14 protein-coding genes are annotated in these 13,220 nt (G+C 71.2%); 11 read left to right on the forward strand and 3 right to left on the reverse strand.

Features of this window, described 5'->3' with window-relative positions:
* The first annotated feature begins 19 nt into the window (after nucleotides 1-19).
* The 10 genes from ACIBST_RS31215 (at nucleotide 20) to ACIBST_RS31260 (ending at nucleotide 9,568) form a co-directional block, all read left to right on the forward strand.
* Nucleotides 20-541 (forward strand): hypothetical protein, encoded by a 522-nt coding sequence (locus tag ACIBST_RS31215; RefSeq protein ID WP_397176859.1) that lies wholly within the window; start codon nucleotides 20-22, stop codon nucleotides 539-541.
* Between the two features lie 248 nt (nucleotides 542-789).
* Entirely contained in the window at nucleotides 790-2,583 is a 1,794-nt protein-coding gene (locus tag ACIBST_RS31220) for a phosphoenolpyruvate carboxykinase (GTP) (RefSeq protein WP_397176861.1), read from the forward strand.
* 132 nt (nucleotides 2,584-2,715) lie between these two features.
* Nucleotides 2,716-3,639 (forward strand): TIGR04222 domain-containing membrane protein, encoded by a 924-nt coding sequence (locus ACIBST_RS31225; protein ID WP_397176863.1) that lies wholly within the window; start codon nucleotides 2,716-2,718, stop codon nucleotides 3,637-3,639.
* Nucleotide 3,640: 1 nt separating this feature from the next.
* Complete coding sequence (locus ACIBST_RS31230; RefSeq protein ID WP_397176865.1) at nucleotides 3,641-4,489, forward strand: DUF692 family multinuclear iron-containing protein; 849 nt, start codon at nucleotides 3,641-3,643, stop codon at nucleotides 4,487-4,489.
* A complete protein-coding gene (locus ACIBST_RS31235; protein WP_397176866.1) occupies nucleotides 4,482-4,880 on the forward strand; it encodes a hypothetical protein in 399 nt (132 codons plus the stop codon). The genes ACIBST_RS31230 and ACIBST_RS31235 overlap by 8 nt, the downstream gene beginning before the upstream one ends.
* 36 nt (nucleotides 4,881-4,916) lie before the next feature.
* A complete protein-coding gene (locus ACIBST_RS31240) occupies nucleotides 4,917-5,795 on the forward strand; it encodes a hypothetical protein (protein WP_397176868.1) in 879 nt (292 codons plus the stop codon).
* 27 nt (nucleotides 5,796-5,822) lie between these two features.
* A complete protein-coding gene (locus ACIBST_RS31245) occupies nucleotides 5,823-6,650 on the forward strand; it encodes an amidohydrolase family protein (RefSeq protein ID WP_397176870.1) in 828 nt (275 codons plus the stop codon).
* 25 nt (nucleotides 6,651-6,675) lie between these two features.
* The gene (locus ACIBST_RS31250; RefSeq protein WP_397176872.1) at nucleotides 6,676-7,224 is read left to right on the forward strand and encodes a hypothetical protein; all 549 of its coding nucleotides are present in this window, start codon (nucleotides 6,676-6,678) and stop codon (nucleotides 7,222-7,224) included.
* A 55-nt stretch (nucleotides 7,225-7,279) separates the two neighbouring features.
* Nucleotides 7,280-8,041, forward strand: coding sequence for an isoprenyl transferase (locus ACIBST_RS31255; protein WP_357974621.1), 762 nt, complete (start codon nucleotides 7,280-7,282; stop codon nucleotides 8,039-8,041).
* A 207-nt stretch (nucleotides 8,042-8,248) separates the two neighbouring features.
* Nucleotides 8,249-9,568: a PhoH family protein gene (locus ACIBST_RS31260; protein ID WP_352323269.1), complete on the forward strand. Its 1,320-nt coding sequence runs from the start codon at nucleotides 8,249-8,251 to the stop codon at nucleotides 9,566-9,568.
* 12 nt (nucleotides 9,569-9,580) lie between these two features.
* Here ACIBST_RS31260 and ACIBST_RS31265 read toward each other — a convergent pair whose 3' ends face one another.
* From ACIBST_RS31265 to ACIBST_RS31275, 3 genes are read right to left on the reverse strand one after another with little or no spacing between them, the layout of a single operon-like run.
* The gene (locus ACIBST_RS31265) at nucleotides 9,581-10,102 is read right to left on the reverse strand and encodes a hypothetical protein (RefSeq protein ID WP_397176874.1); all 522 of its coding nucleotides are present in this window, start codon (nucleotides 10,100-10,102) and stop codon (nucleotides 9,581-9,583) included.
* Nucleotides 10,099-11,514: an ATP-binding protein gene (locus ACIBST_RS31270; RefSeq protein WP_397176876.1), complete on the reverse strand. Its 1,416-nt coding sequence runs from the start codon at nucleotides 11,512-11,514 to the stop codon at nucleotides 10,099-10,101. The genes ACIBST_RS31265 and ACIBST_RS31270 overlap by 4 nt, the downstream gene beginning before the upstream one ends.
* Nucleotides 11,511-12,185: a response regulator transcription factor gene (locus ACIBST_RS31275; RefSeq protein WP_125636689.1), complete on the reverse strand. Its 675-nt coding sequence runs from the start codon at nucleotides 12,183-12,185 to the stop codon at nucleotides 11,511-11,513. The genes ACIBST_RS31270 and ACIBST_RS31275 overlap by 4 nt, the downstream gene beginning before the upstream one ends.
* A 378-nt stretch (nucleotides 12,186-12,563) precedes the next feature.
* Here ACIBST_RS31275 and ACIBST_RS31280 point away from each other — a divergent pair, with 378 nt between their 5' ends.
* On the forward strand, nucleotides 12,564-13,163 hold the full coding sequence (locus tag ACIBST_RS31280) for a lytic transglycosylase domain-containing protein (RefSeq protein WP_397177148.1): 600 nt from the start codon (nucleotides 12,564-12,566) through the stop codon (nucleotides 13,161-13,163).
* Nucleotides 13,164-13,220 lie beyond the last annotated feature (57 nt).

The raw sequence follows: 13,220 nt of genomic DNA on the forward strand, positions 1-13,220 counted from the left end.
ACTGTGTAATCGTGATTACATGTCAGCAGATGAAATGAGCGCGCAGGTCCGCGGCTGGTTCACCGGCCGGCTCCCCGAGGGGTGGTTCACCGGGGCCCCCGAGATCGTCCGCGACCGCGAGGAGATCGCGGTGCTCGGCACGCTGCCCGACCCGCCCGCCGACACCCCCGAGGCCGAGCGGCTCGCGCTCATCGAGGGGCTGGCCCGCCGGTTTCGGGAGGAGACCCGCGAGCGGCGGATCGAGATCGCCCGCGAGGCGGAGCGCCGGTTCCGCCAGAAGGTCTCCTGGGGCGTGCGGTGCGGGGGCGAGACTGTGATGTTCACCACACTCTCCGTGCCCGTGATGACGCGGCTGCGCCAGTCGGAGCGTCAGGTGCTCGACACGCTGGTCGCCGCCGGGGTGGCCAGGAGCCGCAGCGACGCGCTCGCCTGGTGCGTGCGGCTGGTCGGCAAGAACACCGACACCTGGCTGGCCGAGCTGCGCGACGCCCTCCAGCACGTCGACAGAGTGCGCAACGCGGGCCCCGACGTCAATTCCTGAGAACACCGGCGGAAACGGCTCAGGAAATTGGACTAAACCACTGCGGTAATTGGTTTAGACCACGCTAATTGGCCTGGACCACGCCCCCGAATTCCTCTTTTAAATCTCGGAGACCTGGGTAGGCTCCCCGGATCGTCAGGGTCGCTGCCTGCGGCGACGGTCGCGCCAACAGGTCTATGCCAATTGGCTTTCATGCGCCTTCGTCGTTAATGATGTCTGGGCCCTGAGAGAGTGGAGGAGTCGCAGTCGTGTCCGTTTCCGTGGAAGTGCCCGCGCCGACGAGCAATCGCGAATTGGTCGCGTGGGTGAACGAGATCGCAGCCCTGACCCAGCCCGACCGGATCGAGTGGTGCGACGGCTCGGAGGAGGAGTGGACGCGCCTGACCAACCTCCTCGTCGAGCAGGGCACGCTCACCCGGCTCGCCGCGCGCCCGAACAGCTTCTACGCCAAGTCCGATCCCAGCGACGTGGCGCGGGTCGAGGACCGTACCTACATCTGCTCGGAGCGCGAGGAGGACGCAGGCCCGACCAACAACTGGATCGCTCCAGCGCAGATGCGCCAGACCTTCTCCGAGCTCTTCGCGGGCTGCATGCGCGGCCGCACCATGTACGTCGTCCCGTTCTGCATGGGCCCGCTCGGCGGCGAGATCTCGCAGCTCGGCGTCGAGATCACCGACTCCGCGTACGTGGCCGTGTCGATGCGGATCATGACGCGCATGGGCGACCGGGCCCTGCGCCTGATCGAGCAGCGCGGCAGCTTCGTCAAGGCCGTCCACTCCGTCGGCGCCCCGCTGCGGCCGGGCCAGTCCGACGTGGCCTGGCCGTGCAGCTCCACCAAGTACATCAGCCACTTCCCCGAGACCCGCGAGATCTGGTCCTACGGCTCGGGCTACGGCGGCAACGCGCTGCTCGGGAAGAAGTGCTACGCGCTGCGCATCGCCAGCGTCATGGCCCGCGACGAGGGCTGGCTGGCCGAGCACATGCTCATCCTCAAGCTCACGCCGCCCGACGGCGAGACCCGTTACGTCGCCGCCGCCTTCCCGAGCGCGTGCGGCAAGACGAACCTGGCCATGCTCCAGCCCACGATCCCGGGCTGGAAGGTCGAGACGATCGGCGACGACATCGCCTGGATGCGCTTCGGCGACGACGGCTGCCTGTACGCCATCAACCCGGAGGCCGGCTTCTTCGGCGTCGCGCCCGGCACCGGCCAGGTGACCAACGCCAACGCGATCAAGACCCTCTGGGGCAACAGCATCTTCACCAACGTCGCCCTGACCGACGACGGTGACGTGTGGTGGGAGGGGCTCACCGAGGAGCCCCCGGCGCACCTGACCGACTGGAAGGGCCGCTCCTGGACGCCCGACAGCGACGAGCCCGCCGCCCACCCGAACGCCCGCTTCACCACACCCGCCTCCCAGTGCCCGACCATCGCACCGGAGTGGCAGGACCCCAAGGGCGTGCCCATCTCGGCGATTCTCTTCGGTGGCCGCCGCGCCACCGCCGTGCCTCTGGTCACGGAGTCGCTGAGCTGGGAGCACGGCGTCTTTCTCGGAGCCAACGTCGCCTCCGAGAAGACCGCCGCGGCCGAGGGCAAGGTGGGCGAGCTGCGCTACGACCCGTTCGCCATGCTGCCGTTCTGCGGCTACAACATGGGCGACTACTTCGGCCACTGGCTCGACATCGGCCGGGTCAAGGGCGCGAAGCTGCCGCGCATCTACTACGTCAACTGGTTCAGGAAGAACGACGAGGGCAAGTTCATCTGGCCCGGGTTCGGCGAGAACAGCCGCGTGCTCAAGTGGATCGTCGACCGCCTCAACGGCGAGGCCAAGGCGAACCCGACGGCGATCGGCCTGCTGCCCGCCGAGCTCGACACCGACGGCCTCGACCTGTCCGAGGAGGACCTGCGCACGCTGCTGTCGGTCGACCGCGACGTGTGGCGCGAGGAGGCGGCCCTGATCCCGGCCCACTTCGAGAAGTTCGGCGACCACCTGCCGAAGGAGCTGTGGGACGAGTACGACGCCCTGCTCGACCGGCTCGGCTGAGCGGGCGCGGGGGGGGGGGGGGGGGGGGGGGGGGGGGGGGGGGGGGGCCCCCCCCCCCCCCGCGGAACCTTTATGCCTTCCTTATACGTCTTCCCGGTACGCGGCCCGACGGGTCGCACGAGGGGAGGGCGTATGGATCTGTTCCTTCTCATCCTCGCGGTGGCGCTGGCCGGAGCGGCCGGGGCCACCGTTCTCGCGGTCCGGCGTGAGCACGCCGCCATCCGGGGGGCCGCCGTCGAGCCCCGGCCGCACGATCTCGGCCCGTACGAGCTGGCCTTCCTGGCGGGCGGGGCCAGGCGCGTCGCCGACACCGCCGTCGGGCTGCTGGCGGCGTCAGGGGCCGTACGCGTGTCCCGCGACGGACGGGTGCACCCGGTGGCCGGCGCCCGGAGCACCGGCGAGCCGGTCGAGGACGCCGTCCTGGACGAGGTCGAGCGCAACCCCGGCGCGTGGGCGAGCACGGTGCGGGAGCGCGTGAGCCGGAGCGAGACCCTGGACGGCCTCAGGCACCGGCTGGGCAGGATCGGCGCCGTCCACCCCACCGGCTCCTTCACCCAGGTGGACCGGCTCATCGTCCGGTTACGGGTGCTGGCGCTGCTGGCGCTCGCCGGGGCGGCCGTGGAGGCGCTGTCGGTGGCCGTCGAGGGCACCTCGCCGCTTCCCCTGGCCGCGCTCGGCGTCCTGGCCGGGACGGTCGTGGGCGCGCCCAGCGCCATCGCCAGGCATCGGCGCACGTTCCCCACCGATCTCACCGCTTCCGGGCAGGCCGCGCTCGACCGGGCCAAGCTGGACCACCCGCCGGGCACGTCCGCGGGTCCGGTGGCCGTCGCGCTGTACGGCCTCGGCGAGCTGGACGACGCCAACCTCGTCCTCGCGCTCAACGGCTCCCCGGCCCGTACGGTCGCCACCCGTCGGCGGCGTGGCGGCGCCCAGTCGCACAGCGCCGACGCGGGCGGCTCCGGCGCGGTGGGATGCGGCGGCGGAAGCGGCTGCGGGGGCGGAAGCGGTTGCGGGGGCGGCGGCTGCGGGGGCGGCGGCTGCGGCGGGGGGATCTGACATGCCGGACCTGTCGGATCTGCCGGGCTTGGGGGTGGGCATCGGGTGGCGGCCCGAGCTCGACCTGACGATCGAGCGGCTGGCGGGCGTCGGGTTCGTCGAGGTGGTGGCCGAGAACATCGACCCCGGTGACCTGCCCGAGTCGCTGCGGGTGCTGCGGGCCAGGGGCGTGCCGGTGATCCCGCACGGCGTCTCGCTCGGCGTCGGCGGCGCCGAGCCGCCGGACCCGGCCCGGCTCGCCCACCTCGCCGCCTGCGCGCGGGCCCTGGACTCGCCGCTGGTCAGCGAGCACCTGGCGTTCGTCCGCGGAGGCGGCGTGGAGGCGGGCCACCTGCTGCCGGTGCCGCGGACGCGGGAATCGCTGGAGATCGTCGTGGAGAACGTGCGGCTGGCCCAGGAGGCGCTGCCCGTGCCGCTGGCCCTGGAGAACGTGGCGCCGATCTTCGGCTGGCCGGACGACGAGCTGACCGAGGCCCGCTTCCTGGCCGAGGTGGTGGCGCGCACCGGGGCCGGGCTGCTGGTGGACCTCGCCAACCTGTACGCCGCCCAGGTCAACCTGGGGCTGTCGGCCGTGGACGCGCTGGACGCGCTGCCGCTGGAGCACCTGGCGTACGTGCACGTCGCCGGTGGGCACGAGCACCACGGGATCTGGCACGACACGCACACCGCCGCCGTGCCGCCGGCCGTCCTCGGGCTGCTGACCGAGCTGTGCGCCCGGACCAGCCCGCCCGGGGTGCTGCTGGAGTGGGACGCCGACTACCCGGGCGACGCCGCGCTCGCCGCCGAACTGGCCCGCATCCGAGCCGCCATGTCCAGGGCCGAGCAGACCGTGGGCGGGCGCGGTGAGTGAGGAGGCACGGGCGCGGCGTGGGGGCGCGGTCGGTGACGGGGCGCGGGCGCGTCTGGCGGAGGCGCAGGGGCGGGTGGTCGCTTGCCTGGTGGCCGGGGCGGATCCGCCCGCAGGCTTCGACGCCGGGCGGCTGAGCGTGCAGGCGTCCGCCCTGCTCGCCAAGCGGCGCGGCGTGGTGGCCAGGCTACGCCCGGACGCCGCCCGTGCCGCGGGGCCCGCCCTGGCGGCGGAGTTCGCCGCCTACGCGGCGGCCCGTGCCGTCCCGCCGCCCGGCTACCGGGCCGACGCCGACGACTTCGCCGCCTGGCTGCGCGCCCGCGGCCTCATGCCGGCCGCGAAGCCGCGCGGGTGGGCTCGGCTGCTCTTCGTGTTCCGCCGGGATCGCCGCTAGGCTTGCCCGTAGCAAGCGCTTGGGAGGCGGTACGGCATGCGCATCGTCAACATGGGCGACTGGCCCCTCGGCGAGCAGGACGAGCAGCTCCACCAGCCCGGCGACGATCCGCTGTGGAACGAGTCCTACTACCTAGACTTCGTCGCCGACGACGGCGAACTGGGCGGATACGTCCGCATCGGGCTCTACCCCAACTGGAAGCGCACCTGGTTCTGGGCCCGGCTCGTCCGGCGCGGCGGCGGCCTGGTGGAGATCACCGACCACGAGGCCCCGCCGACCGGCCTGACGATGTCCGCCGACGCCTACGAGGCCGACCTGACCGCGACCGACCCCCTGCGCACCGCGCGGCTGCGCCTGGCCGCCCCGGGCCTGTCGCTCGACCTCGAATGGCACACCCGCGGCGGCGTGTACGGCTACCAGCTCACCCCCCGCTACGAGGTCCCCTGCGAGGTCACCGGGACGGTCGACGGCCGCCCCTTCCGCGGCCATGGCGAGCGCGACCACAGCTGGGGCGTCAGGGACTGGTGGTCGCTGTCCTGGACGTGGAGCAGCGGCCGGCTCTCCGACGGCACCCACCTGCACGGCACGCAGGTCAACCTGGGCATGCCGCTGCCGTGGCCGGCGTTCACGGTGCCGCCCGGCGGCCTGATCGAGCACGCGGACGGCTTCACGGCCGGCACCCGGTTCGACGGCGACCGCCCGGCGGAGACGCTGCTGAGCTTCCCGGGCCGCGCGGTGACCGTGCGGCCGGTCGCGTTCGCCCCGGTGCTGCTGGTCTCACCCGACGGGGCGGTGGCCGAGTTCCCGAGGGCGCTGTGCGAGCTGGCGTCCGACGACGGCCGCACCGGCTTCGGCTGGACCGAATGGCACCAGCCGCCGGGCTGGCGTCAGCACGGCTGGCACCCCTTGCTCTGAAATATCGAGACATCCTAGGTTTGGGGGGTGATTGTCGACGCGCACCAGCACTTCTGGGATCTCGAAACCGGCGACTACCCCTGGCTCACCCCCGAGGCGGGCGTCCTCTACCGGACCTACGCGCCGCACGACCTGGCCCCTGAGCTGGCACGGACCGGTGTGGACCGGACGGTGCTGGTCCAGGCCGCCGACTCGTACGCCGAGACCGACGCCCTGCTGGCCCTGGCCGGCGCCCACGACTTCGTCGGCGCGGTGGTCGGATGGATCCCGCTGCTGCGCCCGGACGAGGCCGCCGAGGCGATCGCCCGCTACGCCGGGAATCCGAAGTTCCGCGGCGTCCGGCACCTGATCCACGACGAGCCCGATCCCGACTGGCTGGTCCGCGACGAGGTGCTGGAGTCGCTGGGCCTGCTCGCGGCGGCCGGGCTGACGTTCGACGTGGTCTCGCTGCTGCCCAGGCACCTCGACCACGTGGTGACGCTGGCCGGGCGGCACCCGTCCCTGAAGATCGTCGTCGACCACCTGTCCAAGCCGCGCATCAGGGACCGCGAGTGGGAGCCGTGGGCCGGCGGGCTGGCCCGCGCGGCCGCGTTCCCCAACGTGTACGCCAAGGTCTCCGGCCTGGTCACCGAGGCCGACCACCGGAACTGGACGGTGGAGGACCTGCGGCCGTACGTGGAGCACGCCGTCGAGCTGTTCGGCCCGGACCGGCTGATGGCCGGCAGCGACTGGCCGGTGGCCCTGCAGGCGGCCGACTACCGGACGGTCTGGGAGGTCACCGGCGCGCTGCTCGGCGGAACCGACCGGGACCTGGTGCTCGGGGAGACAGCCAGGGGTTTCTACGGGTTTAGCTGACTTGGGGCCGGAAACGGGGAAGGGCGTGGGGGGACTACGCTGTGTCGATGGATCGTACCTGACGGTCACGCCCGTCGCGTGCACGGACACCGTCGGCACGCCGTACGAGATCACCCTTGAGCTCCATCGCGACGGCACGCCGTACGGCAGCGTGGGGGAGCGGTGCGGCTGGCTGCTCGCGCGCCTGGCGCGCGGGGTCGACGAGGCGCGGCAGGGAAGGGGGGCGGCCCGGCGGTGGAACGACCCCGACGACCGCTTCCCCGACGAGGAGCCGGAGAGCGAGCTGTTCTCCTTCCGCTACCGCACCCGCTCGGGCCTGGTGGGCGGCGGCGAGCTGCGCTGCCAGCTGCGCACCATCCCCATCTGGCAGCCCGCGCCGGGACAGTGGCGGCTGACCCGCAGGGCCTACGTCGAGGCGTGGGGGGCCACCGGCGTGGGCATGAGGGCCGTCCTGACGTCGGCGGAGTTGTCCGAGTTCGTTCGCGAACTGGTCCATGAAGCCGAGGGGTGTCTCGGCGGAAGAGATCTCGCCAGGAATCCCATTGCGGGAGCAGGCACGGGCGAAACGCGGTGATAATTGCCTGTTGGGTCATTCGACCAAAGGCACAGCACCGCTGGGGAGGCACTCCGTGGGCCTGCGCGACCTGGTCTACCGGCTGTACGAACACCGGCTGGAGACCAAGCTGTCCAAGGACAGCGTTCCCCGGCATGTCGGGGTCATCATCGACGGCAACCGCCGCTGGGCGCGTGCCATGGGCATGCGCGACGTGGCGACCGGCCACCGCAAGGGCGCGGACAAGATATCGGAGCTGCTCGGCTGGTGCCGGGAGACGGGCGTCGAGGTCGTCACCGTCTGGATGTTGTCCAACGACAACCTCAACCGGCCGCGCGAGGAGCTGGAGCCGCTGCTGCGCATCATCGAGGACGTGGTCCAGGAGCTCGTGGACGAGGGCTGGCGGATCAGCCCGGTGGGCGCGCTCGACCTCCTCCCCGACCGCACGGCCAATGTCCTGAAAAATGCAAAAGAAGCGTCATCACACCGTCCGGGCCTGATTGTGAACGTTGCAGTTGGGTATGGAGGAAGACGTGAGATTGCCGATGCGGTGCGCTCACTCCTCCAGGAGCATGCGAGTAAGGGCGCCAGCATCGAGGACCTCGTGGAGGTCCTCGATGTCGAACACATCGCGGAGCATCTCTACACTCGCGGCCAACCCGACCCGGACCTCCTCATCCGTACGTCGGGCGAGCAGCGTCTGTCCGGATTCATGTTGTGGCAGAGCGCTCACTCCGAGTTCTACTTCCACGAGGCTTACTGGCCGGACTTCCGCAGGGTCGATTTCCTGCGGGCGCTGCGCGATTACGCTGCGAGACACCGGCGTTACGGTTCTTGATGCGACATTCGGGTATCCAAGACGTAACGTTGGAAGTGTCCGGCCACAGGCCGGGCATCCCGGAGAGGGCCCGCCTTTGCACCGACACTTGCCGAGGGGGGCCGGAGTCCGGCTCCGCCGGCAGGTTGCGGTCGGGGACGCGGGTCCGGTCCGGTTCCCACCTCGTCTGCAGGGTGCCCGCACCTATGGGCGCCCGGGGGAGAACGTGTGGCAGTGTCCTCGAGCAACCCTACTCACCAGCCGGCCAAGCGCACGTACGTGCTCGACACCTCGGTCCTGCTGGCCGACCCGGCGGCATTGACGCGCTTCGCCGAGCACGACGTCGTCCTTCCCATCGTGGTCATCACGGAGCTGGAAGGTAAGCGGCACCATCCCGAGCTCGGCTACTTCGCGAGGAAAGCCCTGCGCTACCTCGACGACCTGCGGGTTCAGCACGGCAGGCTCGACGAGCCGATGCCGACAGGGGATGGAACGATCAGGGTTGAGCTCAACCACAGCGATCCGTCCATCCTGCCCGTCGGGTTCCGCCTGGGCGACAACGACACGCGCATCCTGACCGTCGCGCGCTCGCTCGCGGCCGAGGGCTGCGACGTCGTGCTGGTCTCCAAAGACCTGCCCATGCGGGTCAAGGCGGCCTCGATCGGCCTGGCGGCCGAGGAGTACCGCGCCGAGCTGGTGGTCGAGTCCGGCTGGACCGGGATGGCCGAGCTGCAGGTGACGGCGGAGGACGTCGAGACGCTCTTCGACAAGGGCACGGCCGACCTGGAGGAGGGCAGGCAACTGCCCGCGCACACCGGCCTGCGGCTGCTGTCGGCCAAGGGATCGGCGCTCGGCAGGGTCGCGCCGGACAAGTCCGTCCGCCTGGTCCGCGGCGACCGCGAGGTCTTCGGCCTGCACGGCCGCTCGGCCGAGCAGCGCATCGCGCTGGACCTGCTGATGGACCCGGAGATCGGCATCGTCTCGCTGGGCGGCCGGGCCGGCACCGGCAAGTCGGCGCTGGCGCTCTGCGCGGGCCTGGAGGCGGTCCTGGAGCGCCGCCAGCACCGCAAGGTGGTCGTCTTCCGCCCCCTGTACGCCGTCGGCGGCCAGGAGCTCGGCTACCTGCCGGGCACCGAGGGCGAGAAGATGGGCCCGTGGGCGCAGGCGGTCTACGACACGCTCGGCGCGATCACCTCGCCCGAGGTGATCGAGGAGGTGCTCGACCGGGGCATGCTGGAGGTGCTCCCGCTGACGCACATCCGCGGCCGGTCGCTGCACGACGCGTTCGTGATCGTGGACGAGGCCCAGTCGCTGGAGCGCGGGGTGCTGCTCACGGTGCTGAGCCGGATCGGCGCCAACTCCAGGGTGGTGCTCACGCACGACGTCGCCCAGCGCGACAACCTGCGGGTCGGCCGGCACGACGGCGTGGTGGCGGTGGTGGAGAAGCTGAAGGGCCACCCGCTCTTCGCGCACGTCACGCTCACCAGGTCCGAGCGGTCCCCGATCGCCGCCCTGGTGACGGAGATGCTGGAGGACATCACGATGTGAGCCGCGACGGGCTCACCTGAGCTCCGGACAGGTGTACGGCCGCCCCTCCGCCTTGGCGGGGCGGCCGTCCCTCTCCCGGACGATCTTGACCTGCTCGAACGCGGCGTCCTGCTGCGCGGTGCAGACGATCTGCGCCTTGCCGAGCCTGCTCAGCGGCCGGTCGCCCTTGAAGTACACGGTCAGCGTGGACGTGCGCGGGAGCTGCTTCTCGTCGCGCTGCACGGGGTCGAGCGAGTCCTTCATGCCGACGTACTCCAGGCCGTGCAGCTCGGTGGTGCGGTCGCCGAGCGGCTGCTCGGAGGCGGCGAACAGGGCGCCGAGGAGGCTGCCCACGGTGCCGTTCTCGACGTCGGCGGGTTCGAGCGTGAGCTGCTTGTTCCTGATCAGATAGATGGTCTTCGAGGGCGGCGGGAGCTTGATGGTGGGCGCGGCGCCCTTGGTCTGGACGTCGGTCGGCGAGATGCCGCAGGCGGCCACGGCCAGCAGGGCCGCGACGCCGACGAGGACCCCGCGCACGGTCGTGGACGCCGTCATTGGTGCGGTAGCCAGACCGTGAACAGGGTGCCGGGCTGCTGGGCGCGTACGGAGATCGTGCCGCCGTGCAGGTGCACGTTGGCGCGGGCGATGGCCAGGCCGAGGCCGCTGCCCTGGCTGCGGGCCCGGCCCGCGCCCGCCTTGAAGAAGCGGTCGAAGACGTGCGGCAGCGCCTCGGCGGGGATGCCCTTGCCGTGGTCGCGCACCTTCACCTCCAGGCCGTTCTCGGTGCCGCGCGCGGTGACCTCCACCGGGGGCAGGCCGTGCTTGAGCGCGTTGCCGACCAGGTTGGCCACGATGACGTCGAACCTCCTCGGGTCGAGATTGACGGTCAGGCCCTGGGAGGCGGTCACGTCCACCTCGTCGCTCCAGCCGCGCACCTCCAGGCAGTCCAGGATGGCGTCGGCGACGTTCACGGGCTCCACGTTGAGCGTCGCGGTGCCGGCGTCGAACCTGCTGACCTCGATCAGGTGCTCGACGAGCTCGCGCAGGCGCCCGATCTCGCGCAGCACCAGCCGTACGGCCTCCGCAGGCGCGTCGGGCAGCCGGCCGGCCTCCTCCGAGAGCATGTCGGCCACGGCCGTCATGGCGGTGAGCGGCGTGCGCAGCTCGTGCGAGACGTCGGCCACGAATCTGCGGGACATGGCCTCCAGCGAGCGCAGCTCCGACACGCTGAGCTCCAGCGCCGCCGCCGCGTCGTTGAACCTGGCGGTCAGCTCGGCCAGCTCGTCCTGGCCGTGCACCGGCAGGCGGGTGTCCAGCCGGCCCTGGCCGAGCGCCTGCGCCGCCGCGCTGAGCCGCCGTACGGGCAGCAGCACCTGCCGGGCCGACAGCAGCGCCACCACCAGCGCGATCAGCACGATGACCGCGCCGCCCTGGGTGAGCGTGTTGCGCAGCGTCGCGAGCTGGCTCTCCTCGTCGTGCAGCGGGAAGAACACGAACGCGCGCAGGCCGGTGGCCTCGGGGGCGACGCCGGGCTCGTACCGGTGGACCTCGGCGCCGACGATGAGCCACAGCTCGTTGCCGATCACCTTGCGCTGGGTGACGACGTTCTGCTTGGCCCGGCCGTACAGCTCGTTGGGGACGTCCTTCATGGTCATCGGGCCGTCGGCGGACAGCAGGTTGCCGTACTCGACCAGGACGCTGCGGCCGGGGCTGGACAGCGTCCTGACGACCTGGTCGAGCTCCTTCATGGACGGCGCCGCCTCGCCCGGCCTGAGCTTGCCCACGGGGAAGGTGATGCGGCCGAGCTCGCGGGTCACCAGGTCGAGGGAGGTGGTCTCGGCCCTGGTCACGAGCGCGGTCTTGGCCAGCTCGAAGCCGATGGTGGCGACCAGCGTGGACGCGGTGACCGCGACGAGGGTGAAGGTGATGACCAGGCGCGCCCGCAGCCCGGTGGGCAGCGGGATCACGGAGGGCTGAACCGGTAGCCGAACCCGCGCACGGTGTGGATGAAGACCGGCTCGGCCGGCCTCGGCTCGATCTTGGCGCGGACGCGCTGGACGCAGGCGTCCACCAGCCGCGAGTCGGCGACGTGCGTGTGGTCCCAGACGACCCGCAGCAGGTAGCGGCGGTTGAGCACCTGGCCGGGATGGCGGACCAGCTCCAGCAGCAGCCGCAGCTCGGTCGGCGTCAGGTGGATCTCCTTGCTGGCCAGCGTGACCTTGAGCGCGCCCCGGTCGATCACCAGGTCGCCGAAGGTGATGCGGTCGGACGTCGCGGACTCGGCCCTGCGCAGGATGGCCCGGATGCGGGCGTCGAGCACCCGCGGCTCGACCGGCTTGACCACGTAGTCGTCGGCGCCCGCCTCCAGGCCGACCACCACGTCCAGGTCGTCGCCGCGGGCGGTGAGCAGGATGACGGGGAGCTGGTCGAGCTTGCGGATGCGGCGGCAGACCTCGACGCCGTCGATGCCGGGCAGCATGACGTCGAGGATCGCGATCTCGGGGCGGCGGGCGCGGATGTGGTCCAGAGCCTCCTCGCCCGTCGCGTAGGACGTGACGGAATGTCCCTGCCGCGTCAACGCCAGCTCCAAGGCTGTGCGGACGGAGGGATCGTCTTCTACAAGGAGGATGCCGGCCACGCGCACATTATTATTCCATGTCCCCTATATCCGGGTTGTGTCATCAAACTGTGACCGGGTGCGGATCAGATCCTGAAGATGGGGCGGAAGCCTGAAAGCGGCCTCCCTTCGGTGCGGGCGCTCGAAGGGAGGCGCCCACCAGTCTGTGACGAAATTCACAATTTTTCGTGAAAAAGGTTGTTACCTGCTGGTTGGCCAAGAGAACGTCAACCGAATCCCGCGTTCCGGTTGCGGACCACCCCCCATGACAGGGCAAGCTCATGGATCGTGAGCCCCGGTCCGCAGTTGAGTGAGCGCCCCCCGAAGGATGACCTTCGCTCGGCGCGCCGCCGGCCTTCGCGTTTCACCCCCAAGCGCGTCGCCGTCGTCGTCGTGTCGCTGGTGGTGGTCGTGGGCGGTGGCGGTTACGTCGCCTATCGCGCCGTCGACAACGCCGGCAAGCCGCCGGTCGATCCGTTCACGGCCGAGCAGCTCGGCGCGCTCGCCGGAGGCAACCTGTTCGCCCCCGACCCCGAGACCGACGCGCTGAAGAACGCCGCCGAGCAGGCATACCGGGCCGACCTGCTCAAGAAGAACCGCGGCGGCACCAAGAAGCTCAACTGGGTCGTGCCCAAGAAGGCGCCGGGCGGCAGCGGCTTCCCGCCCGCCAACTTCCCGCCGGGCAGCAACCCCTCTCCGGGCAGCAACAAGGCCGTCGCCAAGCAGATGCTCGCCGCCAAGGGCTGGGGCGCCGACCAGTGGGGCTGCCTGGAGCTGCTCTGGCAGAAGGAGAGCGGCTGGAACGAGCGGGCGATGAACCGCTACTCCGGCGCGTACGGCATCCCGCAGGCCCTGCCCGGCAGCAAGATGGCCAGCGCGGGCGGCGACTGGCAGACCAATGCCACCACCCAGATCGCGTGGGGTCTCGGCTACATCAAGGGCCGTTACGGCACGCCTTGTGGCGCGTGGGGGCACTCACAGTCCACAGGATGGTACTAACAGGTCAACTCTTCTTCTGTAATCGGCAAGCCGTCTCACCCGATCGTGTATGAGCGG

It is taken from the genome of Nonomuraea sp. NPDC049684 (assembly GCF_044465345.1).
In the GTDB taxonomy this organism is placed as follows: Bacteria; Actinomycetota; Actinomycetes; order Streptosporangiales; family Streptosporangiaceae; genus Nonomuraea.